The organism is Streptomyces sp. NPDC046862, from assembly GCF_040704615.1.
Taxonomy (GTDB): domain Bacteria; phylum Actinomycetota; class Actinomycetes; order Streptomycetales; family Streptomycetaceae; genus Streptomyces.
The window spans coordinates 20,080-38,588 of sequence record NZ_JBEYXP010000082.1 but is presented as its reverse complement, the minus strand read 5'-3'; the positions used below and the strand labels follow the sequence as shown (position 1 = coordinate 38,588).

The 18,509-nt window shown below is 70.6% G+C and carries 11 protein-coding genes; 9 read left to right on the top strand and 2 right to left on the bottom strand.

Going from position 1 to position 18,509, the window contains the following annotated elements:
• Window positions 1-295: 295 nt before the first annotated feature.
• The 7 genes from AB0959_RS49305 (at window position 296) to AB0959_RS49275 (ending at window position 11,788) form a co-directional block, all read left to right on the top strand.
• Window positions 296-1,645: an extracellular solute-binding protein gene (locus AB0959_RS49305; protein ID WP_366833525.1), complete on the top strand. Its 1,350-nt coding sequence runs from the start codon at window positions 296-298 to the stop codon at window positions 1,643-1,645.
• Window positions 1,642-2,643 carry a sugar ABC transporter permease gene (locus AB0959_RS49300; protein WP_366833524.1) on the top strand — a complete coding sequence of 334 codons (1,002 nt, stop codon included), beginning with the start codon at window positions 1,642-1,644 and terminating at the stop codon, window positions 2,641-2,643. The genes AB0959_RS49305 and AB0959_RS49300 overlap by 4 nt, the downstream gene beginning before the upstream one ends.
• The gene (locus tag AB0959_RS49295) at window positions 2,640-3,521 is read left to right on the top strand and encodes a carbohydrate ABC transporter permease (RefSeq protein ID WP_366833523.1); all 882 of its coding nucleotides are present in this window, start codon (window positions 2,640-2,642) and stop codon (window positions 3,519-3,521) included. Before AB0959_RS49300 ends, AB0959_RS49295 begins: the two co-directional genes overlap by 4 nt.
• Before the next feature lie 91 nt (window positions 3,522-3,612).
• Complete coding sequence (locus tag AB0959_RS49290; RefSeq protein ID WP_366833522.1) at window positions 3,613-5,397, top strand: putative Ig domain-containing protein; 1,785 nt, start codon at window positions 3,613-3,615, stop codon at window positions 5,395-5,397.
• Between the two features lie 31 nt (window positions 5,398-5,428).
• On the top strand, window positions 5,429-8,776 hold the full coding sequence (locus tag AB0959_RS49285) for an alginate lyase family protein (RefSeq protein WP_366833521.1): 3,348 nt from the start codon (window positions 5,429-5,431) through the stop codon (window positions 8,774-8,776).
• A gap of 27 nt (window positions 8,777-8,803) precedes the next feature.
• Window positions 8,804-10,066, top strand: a complete 1,263-nt coding sequence (locus tag AB0959_RS49280) for an alginate lyase family protein (protein ID WP_366833520.1) — start codon at window positions 8,804-8,806, stop codon at window positions 10,064-10,066.
• 93 nt (window positions 10,067-10,159) lie between these two features.
• Window positions 10,160-11,788 carry a carboxylesterase family protein gene (locus AB0959_RS49275; RefSeq protein WP_366833519.1) on the top strand — a complete coding sequence of 543 codons (1,629 nt, stop codon included), beginning with the start codon at window positions 10,160-10,162 and terminating at the stop codon, window positions 11,786-11,788.
• A gap of 124 nt (window positions 11,789-11,912) precedes the next feature.
• Here the strand turns inward: AB0959_RS49275 and mmuM are convergent, their stop codons facing one another.
• Window positions 11,913-12,839 carry a homocysteine S-methyltransferase gene (gene mmuM, locus AB0959_RS49270; protein ID WP_366833518.1) on the bottom strand — a complete coding sequence of 309 codons (927 nt, stop codon included), beginning with the start codon at window positions 12,837-12,839 and terminating at the stop codon, window positions 11,913-11,915.
• 161 nt (window positions 12,840-13,000) lie between these two features.
• On the opposite strand from mmuM, the gene AB0959_RS49265 reads away from it, so the two are divergent.
• The gene (locus AB0959_RS49265) at window positions 13,001-14,422 is read left to right on the top strand and encodes an amino acid permease (protein ID WP_366833517.1); all 1,422 of its coding nucleotides are present in this window, start codon (window positions 13,001-13,003) and stop codon (window positions 14,420-14,422) included.
• Window positions 14,423-15,011: 589 nt separating this feature from the next.
• On the opposite strand, the gene AB0959_RS49260 is transcribed toward AB0959_RS49265, so the two are convergent.
• Window positions 15,012-17,081, bottom strand: a complete 2,070-nt coding sequence (locus tag AB0959_RS49260) for an autotransporter (RefSeq protein ID WP_366833527.1) — start codon at window positions 17,079-17,081, stop codon at window positions 15,012-15,014.
• A 319-nt stretch (window positions 17,082-17,400) separates the two neighbouring features.
• Between AB0959_RS49260 and AB0959_RS49255 the strand changes: the two genes are divergently transcribed.
• Window positions 17,401-18,504 (top strand): glycoside hydrolase family 43 protein, encoded by a 1,104-nt coding sequence (locus tag AB0959_RS49255; RefSeq protein WP_366833516.1) that lies wholly within the window; start codon window positions 17,401-17,403, stop codon window positions 18,502-18,504.
• The last annotated feature ends 5 nt before the right edge of the window (window positions 18,505-18,509 follow it).

Sequence of the window (18,509 nt, the reverse complement as noted above, 5' to 3'; positions counted from 1 at the left end):
GTTCCCCGCGCCCCTGAAAGACACGGGCGCACCCCAGGCTGTTAAGGGGCGCGGGGAACTGCGCGACCAGCCACGACGTACCCGCAGTCGCCTCCCGGCAGGACCCGGCAGACGCAGACGCGAGGTCAACGGGACTTTTCGAAAGTCCGCTCAGACCCTTGACGCGCTTTCCGGACAGGAAGAAGCTCTGGCCACTCGGGTGTAGCAACCGGTTCCTACCTGTTACCGACACCGCCGAGCAGCGTTCCCCCCCCATGGCGTTCCCCCCATGGTTCCTCAAGAAGGTGAGGCGTTCATGCGCTCCCACTCCGGCGCTCCCCCCAGCCGCCGCCGATTCCTCGCGATGTCGGCCGGCGGAGCCGTGGCCGGTGTGGGAGCGCTGAGCGGATGCGCCTTGCAGGTGTCCAGCGGGGTCAGTGGTTCCGGCGAGACCGTCACCGTGATGGTCAAGGGCGGGGAGATCACGCCGGACGACGTCAAGCAGGCCCGGAAGGACCTCGGCATCAAGATCGTCCTGGTGAAGTACGACATCACCAAGCTGATCGCGATGATGACCACCGGCAACCCGCCCGACCTGGTGCGCGGGGTCGGCGCCATCGACGCCCCCTACTTCGCGGCGCGGGACCTGATGGAGGACCTGGACCCGTACTTCGCCAGGAGCACCGTCCTCAGGCCCGCCGACCTGGACCCGGTCAACGCGCTGTGGCGCTACGACGGCAGCACCCAGGGCAAGGGGCCGCAGTACGGCATGGCGAAGGACTTCTCCCAGGACAACATGTACTGGTACAACACCTCGCTCTTCGACAAGGCCGGTGTCGACCACCCGCCGGAGACCGAGCCGGTCACCTACGAGGAGTGGCTGGATAAGGCAAGGCGCCTCACCCGGCGAAAGAACGGCCAGACCACAGTCTTCGGCGGCAGCTACAACGGCCTGATGAAGTCGAGCCTCCTCGCGAGCCTCACGGCGGCGGCCGGAGGCAACCTCTTCACCGACGACTTCACCCGCGTCGACTTCACCGCCCCCGAGGCCCGCAAGGCGCTCGGCTGGTACATCGACTACTGCAGGACCAAGGTCGGGCCGAGCGCCATCCAGCCCGACCCCAACGCCTGGGACGGACCCACCTACCAGGCGAACCGGATGGCCATGTCGAACTCGGGCTACTGGCTCGGCGGCATGATCAACACCGACAAGAAGCTGGCGAAGGTGTCCCGCCTCGCCCCCGCCCCGGTCTTCGAGGGCGGCCCGCGCATCAGTCCCTGCCAGGGCGGCACCGGCCTGTGGATGCCGAAGAAGGCGCGGAACAAGGACGCCGCCTGGCGGGTCTTCGAGTGGTTCTTCGGCGAGGGGCCGGCCAAGGCGCGCGCGTCCGGCGGCTGGGGCATCCCGACCCTGAAGTCGCTGCGCCCGATGATGCCCGCCCAGGAGGACTACCAGAAGCGGGAGCTCAAGGTGCAGAACGCCGAGCTCAAGCACTTCTCGGTGATCTCCTTCACGCCGTACGCCAGCGCCGACGCGCTCGACGCCCTCTTCAACCAGATCGCCCCGGCCGCGATGACGGGCGGGATCTCCGTCGACACCCTCGCCGGACGCCTCAACTCCGCCATGAACGAGCAGTTGGCGCGCGGGAAGGAGCAGGTCGGATGACGACAACCGGGCAGATCGCCGCCGTGGCCGAGCGGCCGGAACCCGCGGGGACAGCCGGCGCGTCCCGTGCCGCGGACCGGCCGAGGACCTCGATGACCGCGCGCAGGCACCGTGCGTTCTACATGTTCACCTCGCCCTGGATCATCGGGTTCCTGCTGCTGACCGTCCTGCCCATGGCGTACGCGCTGTGGCTCAGCTTCACCACCTTCGACGGCCTCTCGCCCCACTGGCGCTTCGTCGGGCTCGACAACTACCGCGAGCTGCTGTCCGACCCGGCCACCTGGGACTCCCTGGGGCGCGCCGGGCTGTTCGCGGCGACCTCCGTGCCGCTGTCGATCATCGCGGGGCTCGCTCTCGCGGTGCTGGTCAACCGGCCGCTCAAGGCACGCGGACTGTTCCGTACCCTGCTCTACCTCCCGGCCGTGGTGCCGCCGGTGGGCGCGGGACTCGCGTTCAAGCAGCTCTTCGACCAGAACTCCGGCGCCGCGAACGGGGTGCTGAACCTCTTCGGCATCGACGCGCTCGGCTGGCTGGCCGACCCCTACGCCCGTTACGTCCTGCTGATGACGGTGCTGTGGACCGCCGGGAACATCATGATCATCTCGCTGGCGGGACTCCAGGACGTGCCCCGCGAACTGCACGAGGCGGCCCGTGTCGACGGCGCGAGCGCCTGGCGGACCTTCCGCAGCATCACCGTGCCGCTGCTCTCACCCGTGCTGCTCTTCCAGACGGTCACCGGCGTCATCGCCTCGGTGCAGACCATCATGCCGCTGCTGCTCGCCCCCGACGGCACCACGGCCGGCGTCACCCTGGTCCCGCAGTCCAACTACCTCTACATGATGCACGTGTTCGCGCAGTACTTCGCGATCGGCCGGTACGGCTACGCCTCCGCGCTGCTGTGGGTGCTCTTCGTCCTGATCCTCGTCGCGACCGGCCTCATCTTCAGGTTCACGTCCGGCGCGGTGTTCTACAACGTCGACCCGGAGGCGAAGAAGTGAGTGCCGGCAGCCTTTCCCCCCAGTCCTCCGCGTCCTCGGCGTCTTCGGCGCGCGTGAAGGTGCGGGTCAACCGCCTCGTCCTCTACACCGTCCTCGTCGTGATCACCGGGCTGTTCCTCGGTCCCTTCGGCTGGTTGGTCATCTCGGGCCTCAAGACCCAGGCCGAACTCGCCTCCTCGCCGGTCCGCTGGCTGCCCGAGCACTTCCAGTGGCACAACTTCGCGGACGCCTTCAGCCAGATCGACTTCCTCGGCTACGCCCGCAACTCCCTGATCATCGCCCTCATCTACGCCACCCTGGTCACCCTCAGCTCGGCCTGGGTCGGCTACGGGTTCGCCCGGCTGACCGCGCCCGGCAAGAAGTGGCTCTTCGGCGTCCTGCTCGGCTCGATGATGCTGCCGCAGATGATCACGCTGCTGCCGACCTACCTGATCTTCGCGAAGCTCGGCATGGTCGACACCTACTGGCCGTGGGTGCTGTGGGGGCTGTCCGCCGCCCCGTACCTGGTCTTCCTCTTCCGGCAGTTCTTCGCCGGGCTGCCGCGCGAACTGGAGGAGGCGGCGATCGTCGACGGCTGCGGCTACGCCACGATCTTCTGGCGGATCTTCCTGCCGCAGTCCTGGCCGGTGCTCAGCGCCAGTTTCGTGATCGCGTTCACCTGGACCTGGGGCGACTACATCGCCCCGCAACTGCTGCTCTCCAGCGACCGCTCCACACTGGCCGTCGCCGTGATGTCCGCCTACAACACCCCGGCCGGACAGCCCGTACCCGAACTCCAGGCCGCGGCCTCCGTGATGTACGTCGTCCCGATCCTGCTGATCTTCCTGATCGCCCAGCGCGGTTTCGTCGCCGGGATGTCCACCTCCGGTCTCAAGTGACCTCCGCCGTATCACTCGTACCGCTTGTGCCGCTTGTACCTCTCGTATCGGTCGTATCTCTCATCTCTCCCCGTATTGAAGGAACTGCTCCATGAACGACACCCAGAACACCGGCCTGTCCCGGCGCACCCTCATCCAGGCCGCGGGTGCCACCGTCGCCGCCTACTCGCTGATCGGCGCCACGGCCGGCACCGCGAGAGCCGACGACACACCCGCCTCGGACAACAAGCTGGTGGTGTACCCCATCCCCAGCGGTGTCCCGACCAACTCCAGCTACTCCGTCAAGGCCCGCGTCGCGGGCGGCGACTGGCAGACGGTGCCCGTCTACCGCGCCAGGGCGAAGCAGATCGACGCGAACACGGGCAGCGGTCCGGTCTTCAACTCCTCCGTCGCCATGTTCGACTTCAAGGGCACCGTCGAGGTGGCCGTCACCTCCGCCAAGGGCATCATCGGCACCGCGCGGATACGCCCCACGTCGTACGACGTCGACTTCACGGTGGACGGCGCCACGGTGAGCTTCACCCTCACCGAGCCGCGCAACCTCTCCATCGAGGTCGACGGCGACATCTTCAACAACCTCCAGCTGCACGCCAACCCGATCGAGACGCACGTCCCCGACCCCGACGACGAGGACGTCATCTACTTCGGCCCGGGCCTGCACAAGACCACCGACGGCGTGGTGAAGGTGCCCAGCGGCAAGACGGTCTACCTGGCCGGCGGCGCCGTGCTGACGTCCCGGGTGGAGTTCCACGAGGTCGAGAACTCCCGAGTGCGCGGCCGAGGTGTGATCTACAACTCGGCGAACGGCGTGCTCATCGAGTACTCCAGGAACATCGAAGTCGACGGGGTCATGGTGCTCAACCCGAGCAGCGGCTACGCGATCACCGTCGGCCAGTCGAAGCAGGTCACCATCCGTGACTTCCACTCCTACAGCCACGGCCAGTGGGGCGACGGCATCGACATCTTCTGCAGCGAGGACGTCCTGATCGACCGCGTCTACATGCGCAACGCCGACGACTGCATCGCCATCTACGCCCACCGCTGGGACTACTACGGCGACTGCCGCAACATCACCGTCCGCGACTCCACCCTCTGGGCGGACGTCGCGCACCCGATCAACGTCGGCACGCACGGCAACACCGACAACCCGGAGACCATCGAGAACCTCGTCTTCAGCAACATCGACATCCTCGACCACCGCGAACCGCAGATGAACTACCAGGGCTGCATCGCGCTCAACCCGGGCGACAGCAACCTGGTGAAGAACGTCCGCGCCCAGGACATCCGGGTGGACGACTTCCGCTGGGGCCAGCTGATCAACATGCGGGTCATGTTCAACAAGAGCTACAACACCTCCGTCGGACGGGGCATCGACGGGGTCTTCATCCGGAACATGACGTACACCGGCACGCACGCCAACCCGTCGATCATGGTGGGCTACGACGCGGACCACGCCATCAACAACGTCACGTTCCAGAACCTCGTCATCAACGGCAAGTTCATCGGCAACGGGATGAAGAAGCCCGGCTGGTACACGTTCACCGACATGATGCCCGCGTACGCCAACGAGCACGTGCTGAACGCGCGGTGGCTGAACTCCACCGAGGCCACCGCCGGCGACGCGCCCAGGATCACCAGCCCGGACGCGGCCACCGCCACCAAGAACCAGGTCTTCAACCACCTCATCACGGCAAGCGCGCTGCCGACGAAGTTCAACGCCGACGGGCTGCCGAAGGGCCTGGACATCGACACCGACACCGGTCTGATCTCCGGCACCGCCCGGGACAACGTCGGCACCTTCACCGTCACCGTCTCGGCCACCAACAGCGTGGGCACCGCGACCCAGGACGTCACGCTCACCATCGAGCACGCGTGACGCGGCACCACTGAACAACCAGGAGACACCCGTGCAATCCCTCAGCCGACGGTCGTTCCTCGGCGCCGCGGGGCTCACGGCCGTGGCCGCGGGCGGACTGCTGTCCGCCTCCGCCACGGCCGCCTGGGCCCAGACGGCCGCCGAAGCGGCGTTCACGTTCAGACACCCCGGCCTCCTGCACTCCCAGGAGGACCTGGACCGGATGAAGGCCACGGTCGCCGCGCAGGAGTCCCCGGTCTACGACGGCTACCTCACGTTCGCCGCCCACGCCCGGTCGAAGTCCACGTACGCGATCCAGAACACCGGCCAGATCACCTCCTGGGGCCGCGGCCCCACCAACTTCCAGAACCAAGCCGTCGCCGACTCGGCCGCCGCCTACCAGAACGCGCTGATGTGGTGCGTCACCGGCAACCGCGCCAACGCCGACAAGGCCCGCGACATCCTCAACGCCTGGTCGGCGTCGCTCACCGCGATCACCGGCGCCGACGGACCGCTGGGCGCGGGCCTCCAGGCGTTCAAGTTCGTCAACGCGGCCGAACTGCTGCGCCACAGCGGCTACGACGGCTGGACGGACTCCGACATCGCGCGCTGCGAGCGGTCCTTCCTGGACGTCTGGTATCCGGCCGTGTCCGGCTACATGCTCTACGCCAACGGCAACTGGGACCTGACGTCCATTCAGAGCATCCTCGCCATCGGCGTGTTCTGCGAGGAGCCCGCGCTCTTCGAGGACGCCCTGAGGTTCGCCGCCGCGGGCGCGGGCAACGGCAGCGTCCGCAACCGCGTCGTCACCGACGCCGGCCAGGGCCAGGAGTCCGGCCGCGACCAGGGCCACGAACAGCTCGCCGTCGGCCTGATGGGCGACGCGGCGCAGGTCGCCTGGAACCAGGGCGTCGACCTGTGGGGCTTCGACGACAACCGCATCCTCGCCAACGCCGAGTACGCCGCCCGCTACAACCTCGGCGGCGACGTCCCCTTCACCCCCGACCTCGACCGCACCGGCAAGTACATCAAGAAGACCGTCTCGGCGACCGCACGCGGCAACCTGCCCCCGATCTACGAGATGTACTACGCCCACTACGCCGGAGTGCGCGGCCTCGACACCCCGTACACGAAGGCCGCCGTCTTCCGCGGCACCGGCGGCGCCCGCGTCGTCGAGGGCAGCAACGACGACCTGCCGAGCTTCGGCACCTTCGCCTACGCCGGCACCAAGGCATCCTCGCCGACCGTGCCCACGGCGCCGACCGGCGTCACGGCGGTGGGGGAGGACAAGGCCGTCACCGTCAGCTGGCTGCCGTCCGCGTGGGCGAGCGAGTACACCGTCCAGCGGGCCACCAGCCCGGACGGCTCGAATGGCTCGAACGGCTCGTACGAGGAGATCGCCTCCGGCATCGACAAGACCACGTACACCGACACCGACGCACACACCGGACGGACCTACTACTACAAGGTCACCGCCTCCAACTCCCAGGGGAAGAGCGCCGATTCGGGATGGGTGGCCGCCACCGCGGGCCTCCCCGAGCCCTGGGCGACCCGGGACGTCGGGGACGTCGGCCGCCCCGGATCCGCCCTCTTCGACGGAGAGCGGTTCGTGCTGGAGGCGGGCGGCACCGCCGACGCCTACCGCGTGGCGCACCTGCCGCTGCCCGGCGACGGCTCCGTCACCGCGCGCGTCGTGTTCCCGCTCAGCTCGCAGTACTCCAAGATCGGCGTCACCCTCCGCGACTCCCTCGACGCGGACGCCGCGCACGCGTCGATGCTGATCCAGGGGCTGCCGCTGCACACGTGGAGCGGCGTGTGGACCGTACGCCCGAAGGCCGGGGCGCCGGTCTCCGCCACCGGCAGCACCCCCGTCCCGCCCAGCCAGCAGGCGGCCATCACCACCAGCGCGTCGTTCCCGATCTCCAACCTCGGGGAACTGCCCGAGTCGGCGACACCTCTTGAGGCCCCGTACGTCGAGGGCGCGGGCGACGGCTACCGGCTGCGCATGCCGTACTGGGTGCGCGTCACCCGCAAGGGCCGGCGCTGCACCGGCGCCATCTCCCCGGACGGCGTCCGCTGGACCGAGGTCGGCTCCACCGAGGTCGACCTCGGGCGCACCGCGTACGCCGGGCTCGCCCTCACCTCCTGCCTGGGCGTCGACGAGGACTACGCCGAGACCGGCAGCGGCGCCTTCGACTGCGTCACCGTGACGTCGTCGGCCACCGGCGAGGTGTGGAGCACCCCGCGCCCCCGGCGCACCGCCACCGACCTGCGGGCGAGGGCAGGCGCGGACGCCGTGGAGCTGTCCTGGACCGACCCGGACCTCTCCGCCCGGTACAAGGTGCTGCGGGCCACCGACGCGGACGGCCCCTTCCAGACGGTCGCGACCGGCGTCGGCCCGGTCGGGTTCGGCGCCCGCATCACGTACGCGGACGCCACGGGCACGCCCGGCACGACGTACCACTACGTCGTCGCCAAGTCGAACGGCGGCGGACGCGGCCCCTTGTCGGAGCCGGCCTCCGCGCCGATGCCGACCCCCTTGGTGCCGCAACTCACCTCCGCGACCACCGCGTTCGCCAACAAGGGCGTCGCCTTCCGGCACGTGCTGCGGGCCTCGCACGAGCCCGTGCGGTTCACCGCCGACGGCCTCCCGGACGGTCTGCGCCTCGACAAGCGCACCGGCTACGTCTGCGGAACCCCCACCGAGACCGGCGAGTTCACCGTCGCCACCGGCGCGGGCAACGCCGCCGGTGACGGCACCGGCACGCTCAAGCTCACGGTCGGCACTCCACCGCCCGACCCGTGGACGTACGGCGACCTCGGTGACGTGGTCCTCGACGACCGGCCCTTCGGGACGTTCGGCGTGGTCGCGATCAGGACCCCGGGCAGCACGGCCTACGACGACGGGACCTTCGTCGTCCGGGGCGCCGGGGTCGACCTGAACGTCAACGGCCAGGGAATGACAGGGCAGTTCGTCCGCAAGCCGGTCACCGGTGACTGCGAGGTCACCGCGCGGCTCGTCTCCCGCGAGGGCGCGAGCGGCGACCGGGTCGGGCTGCTCATGGCCAAGTCCCTGTCACCGTTCGACCAGGCCGCCGGGGCCGTCGTGACCGGCGGTACCACCGCGCAGCTCATGCTGCGCAAGACCGTGGCCGGTGCCTCCGCCTTCTCCGGCAGCGGCACGGTCACCCTGCCCACCCTGCTGCGGCTGAAGCGCACCGGCACCACCTTCACCGCGGCGTTCTCCACCGATGACGGCGTCAGCTGGACCCCCCTCGCCGCGGGAGACATCCCCGGCTTCGGCGACGCCCCCTACTACGTGGGCCTCGTGGTCTGCTCCCGCAGCCCCCTGGCCCTCGGCACCACGCGATTCAGCGAGGTGAGCGTCACCCCCACGTAGGTCCATCCTTGATTGGAGCTGCACGCAATGAGCCGCATTTCCCCCCACGAGCACCTCCACAGCGGCGAGGTGAGCCGCCGCGGTCTGCTGAAGACCGCCGGCGGCCTCACCGCCGCCGTCGCCCTGGGCTCCACGGCCCTCGCCGCCACCGCCACCACCGCGGACGCCGCCCCGGCGACCTTCACCCACCCCGGCATGCTGCACAACGCCGGTGACATCAACCGCGCCAAGGTCCGGGTCGCCGCGGGCACCGACCCCTGGCTGTCCGGCTGGAACAAGCTGGTCGCCAACTCCCACTCCCAGTCCACCTGGACGCCCAACCCGCAGGCCACCGTCTACCGCGGATCGGGCACCCCCGAGAACTACGGCATCCTCTACAACGACATCGCGGCCGCCTACCAGAACGCCCTGCGCTGGGTCGTCGGCGGCACCAGCGCCAACGCGGACTGCGCGGTCCGCATCCTCAACGCCTGGGCGAACACCCTGACCTCCGTCCAGGGCAACGCCGACCGCTTCCTCGCCGCCGGGATCTACGGCTGGGAGTTCTGCCAGGCCGCCGAACTCATGCGCGGCTACGCGGGGTTCGACCTGGCCAAGTTCCAGCAGATGATGGTCAACGTCTTCTACCCGCTCAACAACCAGTTCCTCACCCAGCACAACGGTGCCTGCATCACCAACTACTGGGCCAACTGGGACCTGTGCAACATGGCCTCGGTCATGGCCATCGGGATCCTCACCGACAACGCCGCGAAGTACGACCAGGCCGTCAACTACTTCAAGACCGGCGCCGGCAACGGCTCCATCCAGCACGCGGTGCCGTTCCTGTACTCGAACGTCGAGGGCTACGACCTCGGCCAGTGGCAGGAGTCCGGCCGCGACCAGGGCCACACCGTCATGGGCATGGGCCAGATGGGCGCGGTCTGCGAGATGGCCTGGAACCAGGGTGACGACCTGTACTCGTACGACGGCAGACGGTTCATGAAGGGCGCCCAGTACGTCGCCAAGTACAACCTGGGCCTGGACGTGCCCTACACCACCTACACCTGGGGCAGCGGCACGAACTGCTCCCAGCAGTCGCAGACGGTGATCGGCTCGGGCTCCCGCGGCCAGGTCCGTCCCGTGTGGGCCATGCTCCACTTCCACTACAACCGGCGTCTGTTCCTGGACGACAAGTACATCTCGCAGATGTACTACGACCTCGTCGCACCCGAGGGCGGTGGCGGCGACTACGGCTCCACCAGCGGCGGCTACGACCAGCTGGGCTTCGGCACCCTCATGTACGCCAAATAGCCGCCCCGCAGCGGCGTCCGCCCGGAATAACCGGAGGTGGTGCGATGCTCTGACCTGAGCGACTGTTCACGAGCGCGAGGAGCTGGTGGGCGCATGGCGGCAGGGACGGCGGGGACGGAAGCCCCGACAGCGCCAGTGGTCAGGACGCCGTACGGGGACGTACGCGGCCGGTACGAACACGGGATCGCGGTCTTCCGGGGCATCCCGTACGCCGCGCCGCCCGTCGGCCCCCACCGGTTCCGGCCGCCCGTGCCGCCCGAGCCCTGGGAGGGCGTGCGCGACGCGGGCGTCTTCGGGCCGACCCCGCCGAAGCCGCCGTACTCCGAAGCGTTCGCGCGGCTCCTGTCCGATCCGGTCGTGCCCGGCGACGACTGCCTCAACCTCAATGTGTGGACGCCGGAGCCGGGCCGAGGGGCCCGGCTCCCGGTGATGGTGTGGATCCACGGCGGTGCCCTCACCCGAGGCTCGTCCGCCGTCCCCGTCTACGACGGACACGCCTTCGCCCGGGACGGCGTCGTCCTCGTCTCGATCAACTACCGGCTGGGTGTGGAGGGCTACGGCCTGTTCCCCGACGCCCCGGCCAACCCCGGCCTGCGCGACCAGCTCGCCGCGCTGGAATGGGTGCGGGACGCCATCGCGGGGTTCGGCGGCGACCCGGACCGCGTGACCGTCTTCGGCCAGTCCGCCGGAGCCATCAGCATCGGCGCGCTGATCGCCAGTCCCCGCGCCCGGGGGCTCTTCCGGCGGGCCGTCCTGCAGAGCGGGCCGCCGGAGGCCGTCGACCGCGACAAGGCGCGGCGCATGGTCCGCCGGATGGCGGCCCGGCTGAAGGTCCCCGCGACCGCCACCGCCTTCGCCGAGGTGGACCGCGCCGACCTCGCCGAGGCCCAGGCCGAGGTCGGCCGGCTCAGCGGCCCGGTGCTCGGCGGCCCCGCCTTCGGCATCGTCGTCGACGGCGACGTCGTGCCCCGCGACCCCCTGCAGGCCCTCCTCGACGAGGGCCCGGCGCACGGCCCCGGGCATGACGTCGAGCTCCTCATGGGCTGGACCAGCGAGGAGTACCGTCTGTGGCTGGTCCCGGGCGGGCTCCACGACCGCGTCGACCGCCTCGGCGCGGTCGCCCTGGCCGGGGCCCGCGCCCGCTGCCACTGCGGGCCGGAGGTCTCCCGCGGCTACCGCGAACTCCACCCCGGCGCCGGGACCGCCGAGCTCGCCGGTCAGCTGGTCACCGACCACCTGCTGCGGGTCCCGCTGCACCGGCTCGCGGACGCGCGTCTGGGCGGAGCCGCGCCGTCATACGTCTACGAGTTCGCCTGGCCCTCGAACGTGCCCGGTCTCGGTGCCTGTCACGCGCTGGAGCTGGGGTTCGTGTTCGACACCGGTGGCGTGCCCGCGTCGGTGAAGCTCGCGGGTGAGGGTGCCCCGCGGGAGCTCGCCGACGCGATGCACTCGGCGTGGGTGCGGTTCGCGGTGGACGGGGATCCGGGGTGGCCGGCCTGGGACGCGTCGCATCCTGTGCGGGTGTTCGACGATCCGGACGGGCGGGTCGTGCGCGGGCCCTATGACCGCGAACTCGCCCTGTGGGAGGCGGATTCCGTGAGGTCGCCGAAGGGCGCGCCCGTTCCGGCCGGCGGCCCGTCGCCCGCCTCGCCACCGCGCAGCACGGCGGCGCTGTCGGCGGTCCGGCGTTTCCGCCGCTCGGGCGGCGTCGGCCGGCCGTGATGGCCTGGGTGGGTGGGTTGGTGCGGGTTGGGGGTGGCTGGTCGCGCAGTTCCCCGCGCCCCTGAGAAGCCGGCGCTCGGCCGGGGATGGGACGGGTAGGGGCGGCGGGGGCGAGAACAACCCCTTACGCCCCGCGCAGCGCCCCCGCGATCCCCGTGATCGCCTCCGGCCCCACCCGGCAGCACCCGCCGATCAGCCGAGCCCCCGCCCCCGACCAACCGGTCACCTGCTCGGGCGTGAAGGTGGAACGGCCCCTCCACCCACGGGCCCCGGCATCCCATGCCTCCCCGCTGTTGGGGTACACCACGACCGGCTTACCCGTCACCCGGGCGGCCACGGCGACGGCACCGTCCACGTCCTCGGGCGCGCAGCAGTTCACACCGACGGCGACGACCTCGTCCACGTCGGCGGCGAGGCCGAACGCCTCCTCCAGCGGCTGCCCGGCACGGGTGCGGTCACCGGCGACGGTGTACGACAGCCACGCGGGCACGCCCAGTCCGTGGACGGCCCGGAGCAGCGCTTCGGCCTCCTCGGCGTCGGGGAGGGTCTCCAGGGCGAGGACGTCGGGGCCTGCCGCGGCGAGGACCTCCAGGCGCGGACGGTGGAAGGCCTCCAGCTCGGAGACGGTGAGCCCGTAGCGCCCCCGGTACTCGGAGCCGTCGGCGAGCATCGCGCCGTACGGGCCGACAGACGCGGCCACCCACAAGGGGCGTGAGGTGTCCTTGACCCGCCGGGTCGCCTCGCGCGCCAGCTCCACGCTCAGACCGAGGAGCTCGGCCACCCGCTCGCGGGAGAGCCCGCGCTTCGCGAAGCCCTCGAACGTCGCCTGGTAGCTGGAGGTGATCGCCACGTCGGCGCCCGCCTCGTAGTAGGCGAGGTGGGCCTCGGTGACCGCCTCGGGGCGCTCTGCGAGGAGCCGGGCCGACCACAGCTCGTCGCTGAGGTCGTGGCCGGCGGACTCCAGCTGGTTGGACATGCCGCCGTCGAGGACGAGCGGGCCGCCGGAGGCGAGGGCGTCGACGAGGGTGGTGCGGGTGGTGTCGCTGGTCATGTCATGACGCTAGTCGAAGCGAGGCACGTCCCCGGCATGTGTCCATTTGATGAACAGATCGCCCACCATGTGGGACGGCCGGTTACGATCGGCGTTCTCCCCACCCCGTACGCCACACCCCGCGCAACCCCGCACGTCCCCACGAACCACCCGGAAGTGTCATGACCACCCCCAGCACCACCGAGGCCGGCACCCCCGAGCCGAACCCCGAGCCGACCCCGGACGCGACCCCGGATCCGGCCGCCGCCCGTCCCCGCCGCACCTTCGGCCTCGTCACCGCCACCGCACTCGTGATGGGCAACATCATCGGTGGTGGCATCTTCGCCCTCCCCGCGACCGTCGCCCCGTACGGCACGGTCAGCCTGCTCGCCTTCGTCGTCCTGTCCGTGGCCGCGGTGCTGCTCGCGCTGCTCTTCGGCCGGCTGGCCCGGCGCAGCCCGGTCACGGGCGGGCTGTACGCGTACCCGCGCGACGCGTTCGGCGAGTTCGCGGGGTTCCTGTCGGCGTGGTCGTACTGGACGATGTGCTGGGTCAGCATCGCCGCGCTCGCCGTCGCGGTCGTCGGCTACGTCGACGTGCTGATACCGCTGGGCGGCAACCACGCCCTCGAAGCGCTCGTCGCCCTGGCCGCCCTCTGGCTGCCCGCCGCCGCGAACTTCGCCGGCACCCGTTGGGTCGGCGGGGTGCAGATCGTGTCCACGGTGCTGAAGTTCGTGCCGCTGCTGCTGGTCGCCACGATCGGCCTCTTCTTCGTCGACACCGACAACTTCGGCCCGTTCAACGCCTCCGGTGGGAGCGTGACCGGCGCGGTCGCCGCCTCCGCGGCGCTCCTCCTCTACAGCTTCCTCGGCGTCGAGTCCGCGGCCGTCAGCGCGGGCGAGGTCCGCGACCCCGAACGCAACGTGGGCCGCGCCGGCGTCCTCGGCACCCTCGCCTCCGCCCTCGTGTACGTCCTCGGGACGGTCGCCGTCTTCGGCCTCGTCCCGCACGACAAGCTCGTCGACTCCGGCGCGCCCTTCGCCGACGCCGTCAACGCGATGACGGGCGGCACCTGGGGCGGCACCGCCATCGCGCTGGTCGCCGTCGCCTCGATCACCGGCTGCCTCAACGGCTGGATCCTGCTCGCCGCGCAGATGCCGTACGCGGCCGCCCGTGACGGGCTCTTCCCGGCGCCGTTCGCCAGGCTCGGCAAGGGCGGGGTGCCCGGCTTCGGCGTGTGGGCCGTCGCCATCCTCGGCTCGCTCCTCATCGCCCTCAACTACACGGCGGGCCCGGACGCCACCTTCCGCGTCCTCGTCCTCATCACCACGTTCACCGGCTGCGTACCGTACCTGCTGTCGGCCGCCGCCCAGCTGTACTGGCTGGCCAGGGGAAGCCGGGAACAGGTCCGCCCGGCAGGGCTGGTCCGCGATCTGATCGTCGCCGCGCTGTCCTTCGCCTTCTCCTTCTGGCTGATCGCGGGCGCGGGATACGCGGCGGTCTACCAGGGCGTGCTGTTCCTGTTCGCGGGCATCCCGGTGTACGTGTGGCTGCGGGGACGGCGAGAGAGCGAAGGGCCGGTCAGTCCAGCAACGCCTTCGTGAACGTCGCGCCGGTCTGCCGGCCCAGGAGGAGATGCAGTAGTGGGCGGTCTCCTGGGGTGGCGTAGCGGACCGCGAAGCGTGGTCTCGCCCCCGCCGCCCCTACCCGTCCCATCCCTGGGGGTTGCGCCCCCAGACCCCTGCTGTCGGCCTGAGGGCCTCGTCCTCAAACGCCGGACGGGCTGGTTGTGCCCGGCCTCGGCTGACATTCCAGGCCGCAGGAGGGAGAGCTCAGCCCCGGCACACCAGCCCCTCCGGCGTTTGAGGAGCGGGGGTCCGGGGGCTGGCCCCCGAAGCGGGGTCCGGGGCGGAGCCCCGTGCGGGGTCGAAGGGGCGGAGCCCCTGGGGATGGGACGGGTAGGGGCGGCGGGGGCGAAACACCCCCCCCGAGGGGCACGGTCGGCGGAGGGTCGCACCCCGGCGGAAGACCCCGCCCGCGCTCCCCATGCCACCGACCGACGTTCCGCTCTCCGCCGTCATCCCGATCACGCTACAGCCAGGTCCGTCCGGCGGGGGCCCGGTCAACCCCCGGGCGCCGACCGGCCGGTGACGACCCCCGTACACCCACCGGCCGGCCGACGCGGTCCAGGGGTCACCCGTGGGCGGCGTGCCGTCCTCCGCCTCGGCGCCCGCCGCGCCCGCGCCCGCGCCCGCGCCCGCGGCCACGCCGTGCCACCGGCACCGCCAGCCCGCTGAGCAGCCCGACGGCCATCGCGTACGGCCACCAGCCGAGGCCACTGTCGCCGGCGGCGCTCGCGTTGCGCGTGGTGTCCGTCGCCGCCTCGGAGGAGGCCGCGTCGACGTGGGCGCTCGTGGAGGCACGGGCGGAGGCGGCGGCGGTCAGCACGACGTCGTTGCCGTCGCCGGCGCGGTAGCTGATCCGGTACGTGCTGCCGCCGAGCTTCACCTCGGCCCCTTCCCTCAGGCCGGTGAACGTACCCGTGGTCCTGGCGCCGCCCTTGTGGTCGAGCACGGTGATCTTCTTCGGCGGCCCGCTCCCGATGCCCGACACGTCGAGCCTCCCGCCCAGCGCGACCCCGCCCGACACCGTCAACGGACGGTCACCCGCCGCCAGTTCGCCCTTTGCGCTTTGCGTGTATCCACCCGTCACGATGAGGCCGCCCGCGACCTCGCCCTGGTTCGTCACCGAGCCCTTCACCGTGCCCCTGCCGGACAGTGAGGCCGTCACCCGCAGGCCCGCCGTGCCCACGTCCAGTTTCGCCCCCGCCGAGGTGAGGCGGATCGCCCTGCTCCGGGCGAGGGTGGCGCCCGAACGCAGTGCCAGCGTGCCCTTCTTGACGGTCGTCGTCCCCGTGTACGTCACCGTGCCGCCCGTGAGCGTCGTCGTCGCGGCCCCGGCCTGGGTGAGCGATCCGCTGCCGCTGATCCGGGACAGCGTGAGGGCCCTGCTCCTGTTGTCCAGCACGAGCGAACCGTCGTTGACGACCTTGTAGAGGTCACCCTTGGTGTAGAGCCCGCCGTCGCCACCGCGCTTGCCGGACCCCAGCCGCAGCACGGCGCCCTTCTCGACGGTCGTCGAGCCGTTGTAGTACTGGACGGCGGCGAAGGTGACGTCGTTGCCCTTCGTCCCCTTGATGACGATGTCCCCGGCGCCGGGCGCCGACAGCGTGTCGTGGAACCTGCCGCCGCCGATGGGGGCGCCCAGCGTCACGGGCCCGTTGTAGTCGAAGGTGAGCAGCGAACGGGACCGGGCGGCGAGGAGGTTGATGTACACCGTCTCGGCCGTGCCCGGCATGAAGATCTTGTTCGTCGTCCCGTCGCCCCACTGGACGTTCGCGCCCTTGATGTTGGTGCCGCGCTTGTTGACGTTCTTGCGCGCGGGCGTCCAGTTCAGGGCCGGGTCGCTGAGCGAGGGGTTGGTGTCGCCGCCCTGGTTCGACCAGCTGTACTGGCCCGTGAGGATCACCTTGCTGCCCGGCCTGGACTGGACGTTGATGTCGCTGCCGTACTCGCGCTGGTAGAAGTCCATGCGCTGGGTGACCGTCTGGCCCAGTGGGGTGTCCACGGTCCAGGTGCCCTGGTTGAGGACCTTGCGGACGTTGGGCAGCGAGGTGGCGTACTCCGGCCGTCCGGTGTTCACCTGCGTACCGTTGTCGATCACCCCGGAGAAGGGGTGCGTGCCCGACAGGTCCCAGGTGCCCCAGAGGAACCTCGGCTGGGTGACCAGCCCGGAGCCGCTGATGGTGCCCAGGTTGTAGGCGCTCTTCAGGGACAGCCGCAGGGTGCCGTCGACCCGGATGTTGTCCTGGTTGAGCCGGAACGCCGGGGTGTTGTACGGGAAGTGGCCGATCAGCCCGGTGGTGCCGCCGTTGCCGTACTGGAGCGTGGCGCCCTTCGCCACGGTCACGGCGGGTGGGTCAGGGTTGGTCACGGTGACGTACGGGTGGTTGCCTCCCTGGGTCCTCACCGCCTGCCGCTGCCGGGACTTCGGCAGGGTGAAGTCGCTGTCCTCGGTGAGGATCAGCGTGCCGGTGCCGCGCACGGTGAGCGTGCCGGTGCCGCTGAACACGCCGTCGTACGTGGTCGTCCCCGCCGGCACGGTCACCACGGTGTCGCCGTCGAGCGTCACGTTCCGGCCCGCCCGCACGTCGGCGGTCACGTCACGCGGCCCGGCGGCGGACGCGGTGGGGGCGCCCAGCATGAGGGCTGCCACCGCGAGGGCTCCGGCGGATGCTGCTGTCTTGTGGGGGAGGCTGCTGCGCACGTGGAGGAGACGGACGAAGACCGGTACCGATAACAGAAATTTCACGGTCACCTCGGGCATCACTCGCGCATCGCGGGCCTCGACACCCCCTCGCCGCGTGTTCGTCCCGTCCGACCCGTTGACCTGGCCGTAACACGCCCTTACCTTTTCGGCGTTCGGAATGACAGATCTTGTGCGACATTTCGAACCATGTCGAACGTTTCTGTTTCCTTTTGTGTTTGCTGTGTCCCCCCACTTCCCGAGAGGCAGTGTGCACATGAGCCGCGAGGACCATCCGTCCCCCATTCCCGACCGACGGCTGCTGCTGAAGGGAGCCCTGGCCGCGGGCGCCCTCACGGCGATGCCGACCGTGGCGCAGGCCGCGGGTCCGTCGAGCTCACCGGCGGGTGCCGGGGCCGCCGCGCCGTACGTCAACCCGCTCGTCCGCAACCGGGCCGATCCCCACATCCACCGTCACACCGACCGCCGTTACTACTTCACGGCCACGTCCCCCGAGTACGACCGGATCATCCTGCGCAGATCCCGCACCCTGCGCGGCCTCGCGACCGCCGACGAGGCCGTCATCTGGCGCAAGCACGCGACCGGGGTCATGGGCGCGCACATCTGGGCGCCGGAGATCCACCACATCGACGGCAAGTGGTACATCTACTTCGCCTCCGCGCCCGCCGAGGACATCTGGGCGATCCGCATCTGGGTCCTGGAGAACTCCCACCCCGACCCCTTCAAGGGCACGTGGGTCGAGCGTGGACAACTGAAGACGGCCTGGGAGACCTTCTCCCTCGACGCGACCACCTTCACCCACCGCGGCACCCGCTATCTCGCCTGGGCCCAGCACGAGCCCGGCATGGACAACAACACCGCGGTCTGGCTGTCGAAGATGGCCGGCCCGCTGACCCTGACCGGCCCTCAGGTACGGCTCACCACACCGGAGTTGGCCTGGGAGACCATCGGCTTCAAGGTCAACGAGGGTCCCTCGGTCATCAAGCGCGACGGCCGCCTGTTCATGTCGTACTCGGCCAGCGCGACCGACTTCAACTACTGCATGGGCCTGCTCACGGTCGACGCCGACGCCGACCTCATGAACCCCGCCAACTGGTCGAAGTCCCCGACCCCGGTCTTCACCAGCAACGACACCACCAAGCAGTACGGCCCCGGCCACAACTGCTTCACGGTCGCCGAGGACGGCCGCACCGACGTCCTCGTCTACCACGCCCGCCAGTACAAGGAGATCGTCGGCGACCCGCTGAACGACCCCAACCGCCACACCCGTATCCAGCGGCTCGGCTGGAAGGCCGACGGCACGCCGGACTTCGGCATCCCGATCGCCGACACACCCACCCACGGATCCCAGGGAGTGTGATCCAC

Bases quoted from the DNA above. Each gene is read 5' to 3' on its own strand.
- AB0959_RS49305 (WP_366833525.1), top strand. From the start codon at position 296: ATGCGCTCCCACTCCGGCGCTCCCCCCAGCCGCCGCCGATTCCTCGCG.
- AB0959_RS49300 (WP_366833524.1), top strand. From the start codon at position 1,642: ATGACGACAACCGGGCAGATCGCCGCCGTGGCCGAGCGGCCGGAACCC.
- AB0959_RS49290 (WP_366833522.1), top strand. From the start codon at position 3,613: ATGAACGACACCCAGAACACCGGCCTGTCCCGGCGCACCCTCATCCAG.
- AB0959_RS49280 (WP_366833520.1), top strand. From the start codon at position 8,804: ATGAGCCGCATTTCCCCCCACGAGCACCTCCACAGCGGCGAGGTGAGC.
- AB0959_RS49275 (WP_366833519.1), top strand. From the start codon at position 10,160: ATGGCGGCAGGGACGGCGGGGACGGAAGCCCCGACAGCGCCAGTGGTC.
- mmuM (WP_366833518.1), bottom strand. From the start codon at position 12,839: ATGACCAGCGACACCACCCGCACCACCCTCGTCGACGCCCTCGCCTCC.
- AB0959_RS49265 (WP_366833517.1), top strand. From the start codon at position 13,001: ATGACCACCCCCAGCACCACCGAGGCCGGCACCCCCGAGCCGAACCCC.
- AB0959_RS49260 (WP_366833527.1), bottom strand. From the start codon at position 17,081: ATGCTGGGCGCCCCCACCGCGTCCGCCGCCGGGCCGCGTGACGTGACC.
- AB0959_RS49255 (WP_366833516.1), top strand. From the start codon at position 17,401: ATGAGCCGCGAGGACCATCCGTCCCCCATTCCCGACCGACGGCTGCTG.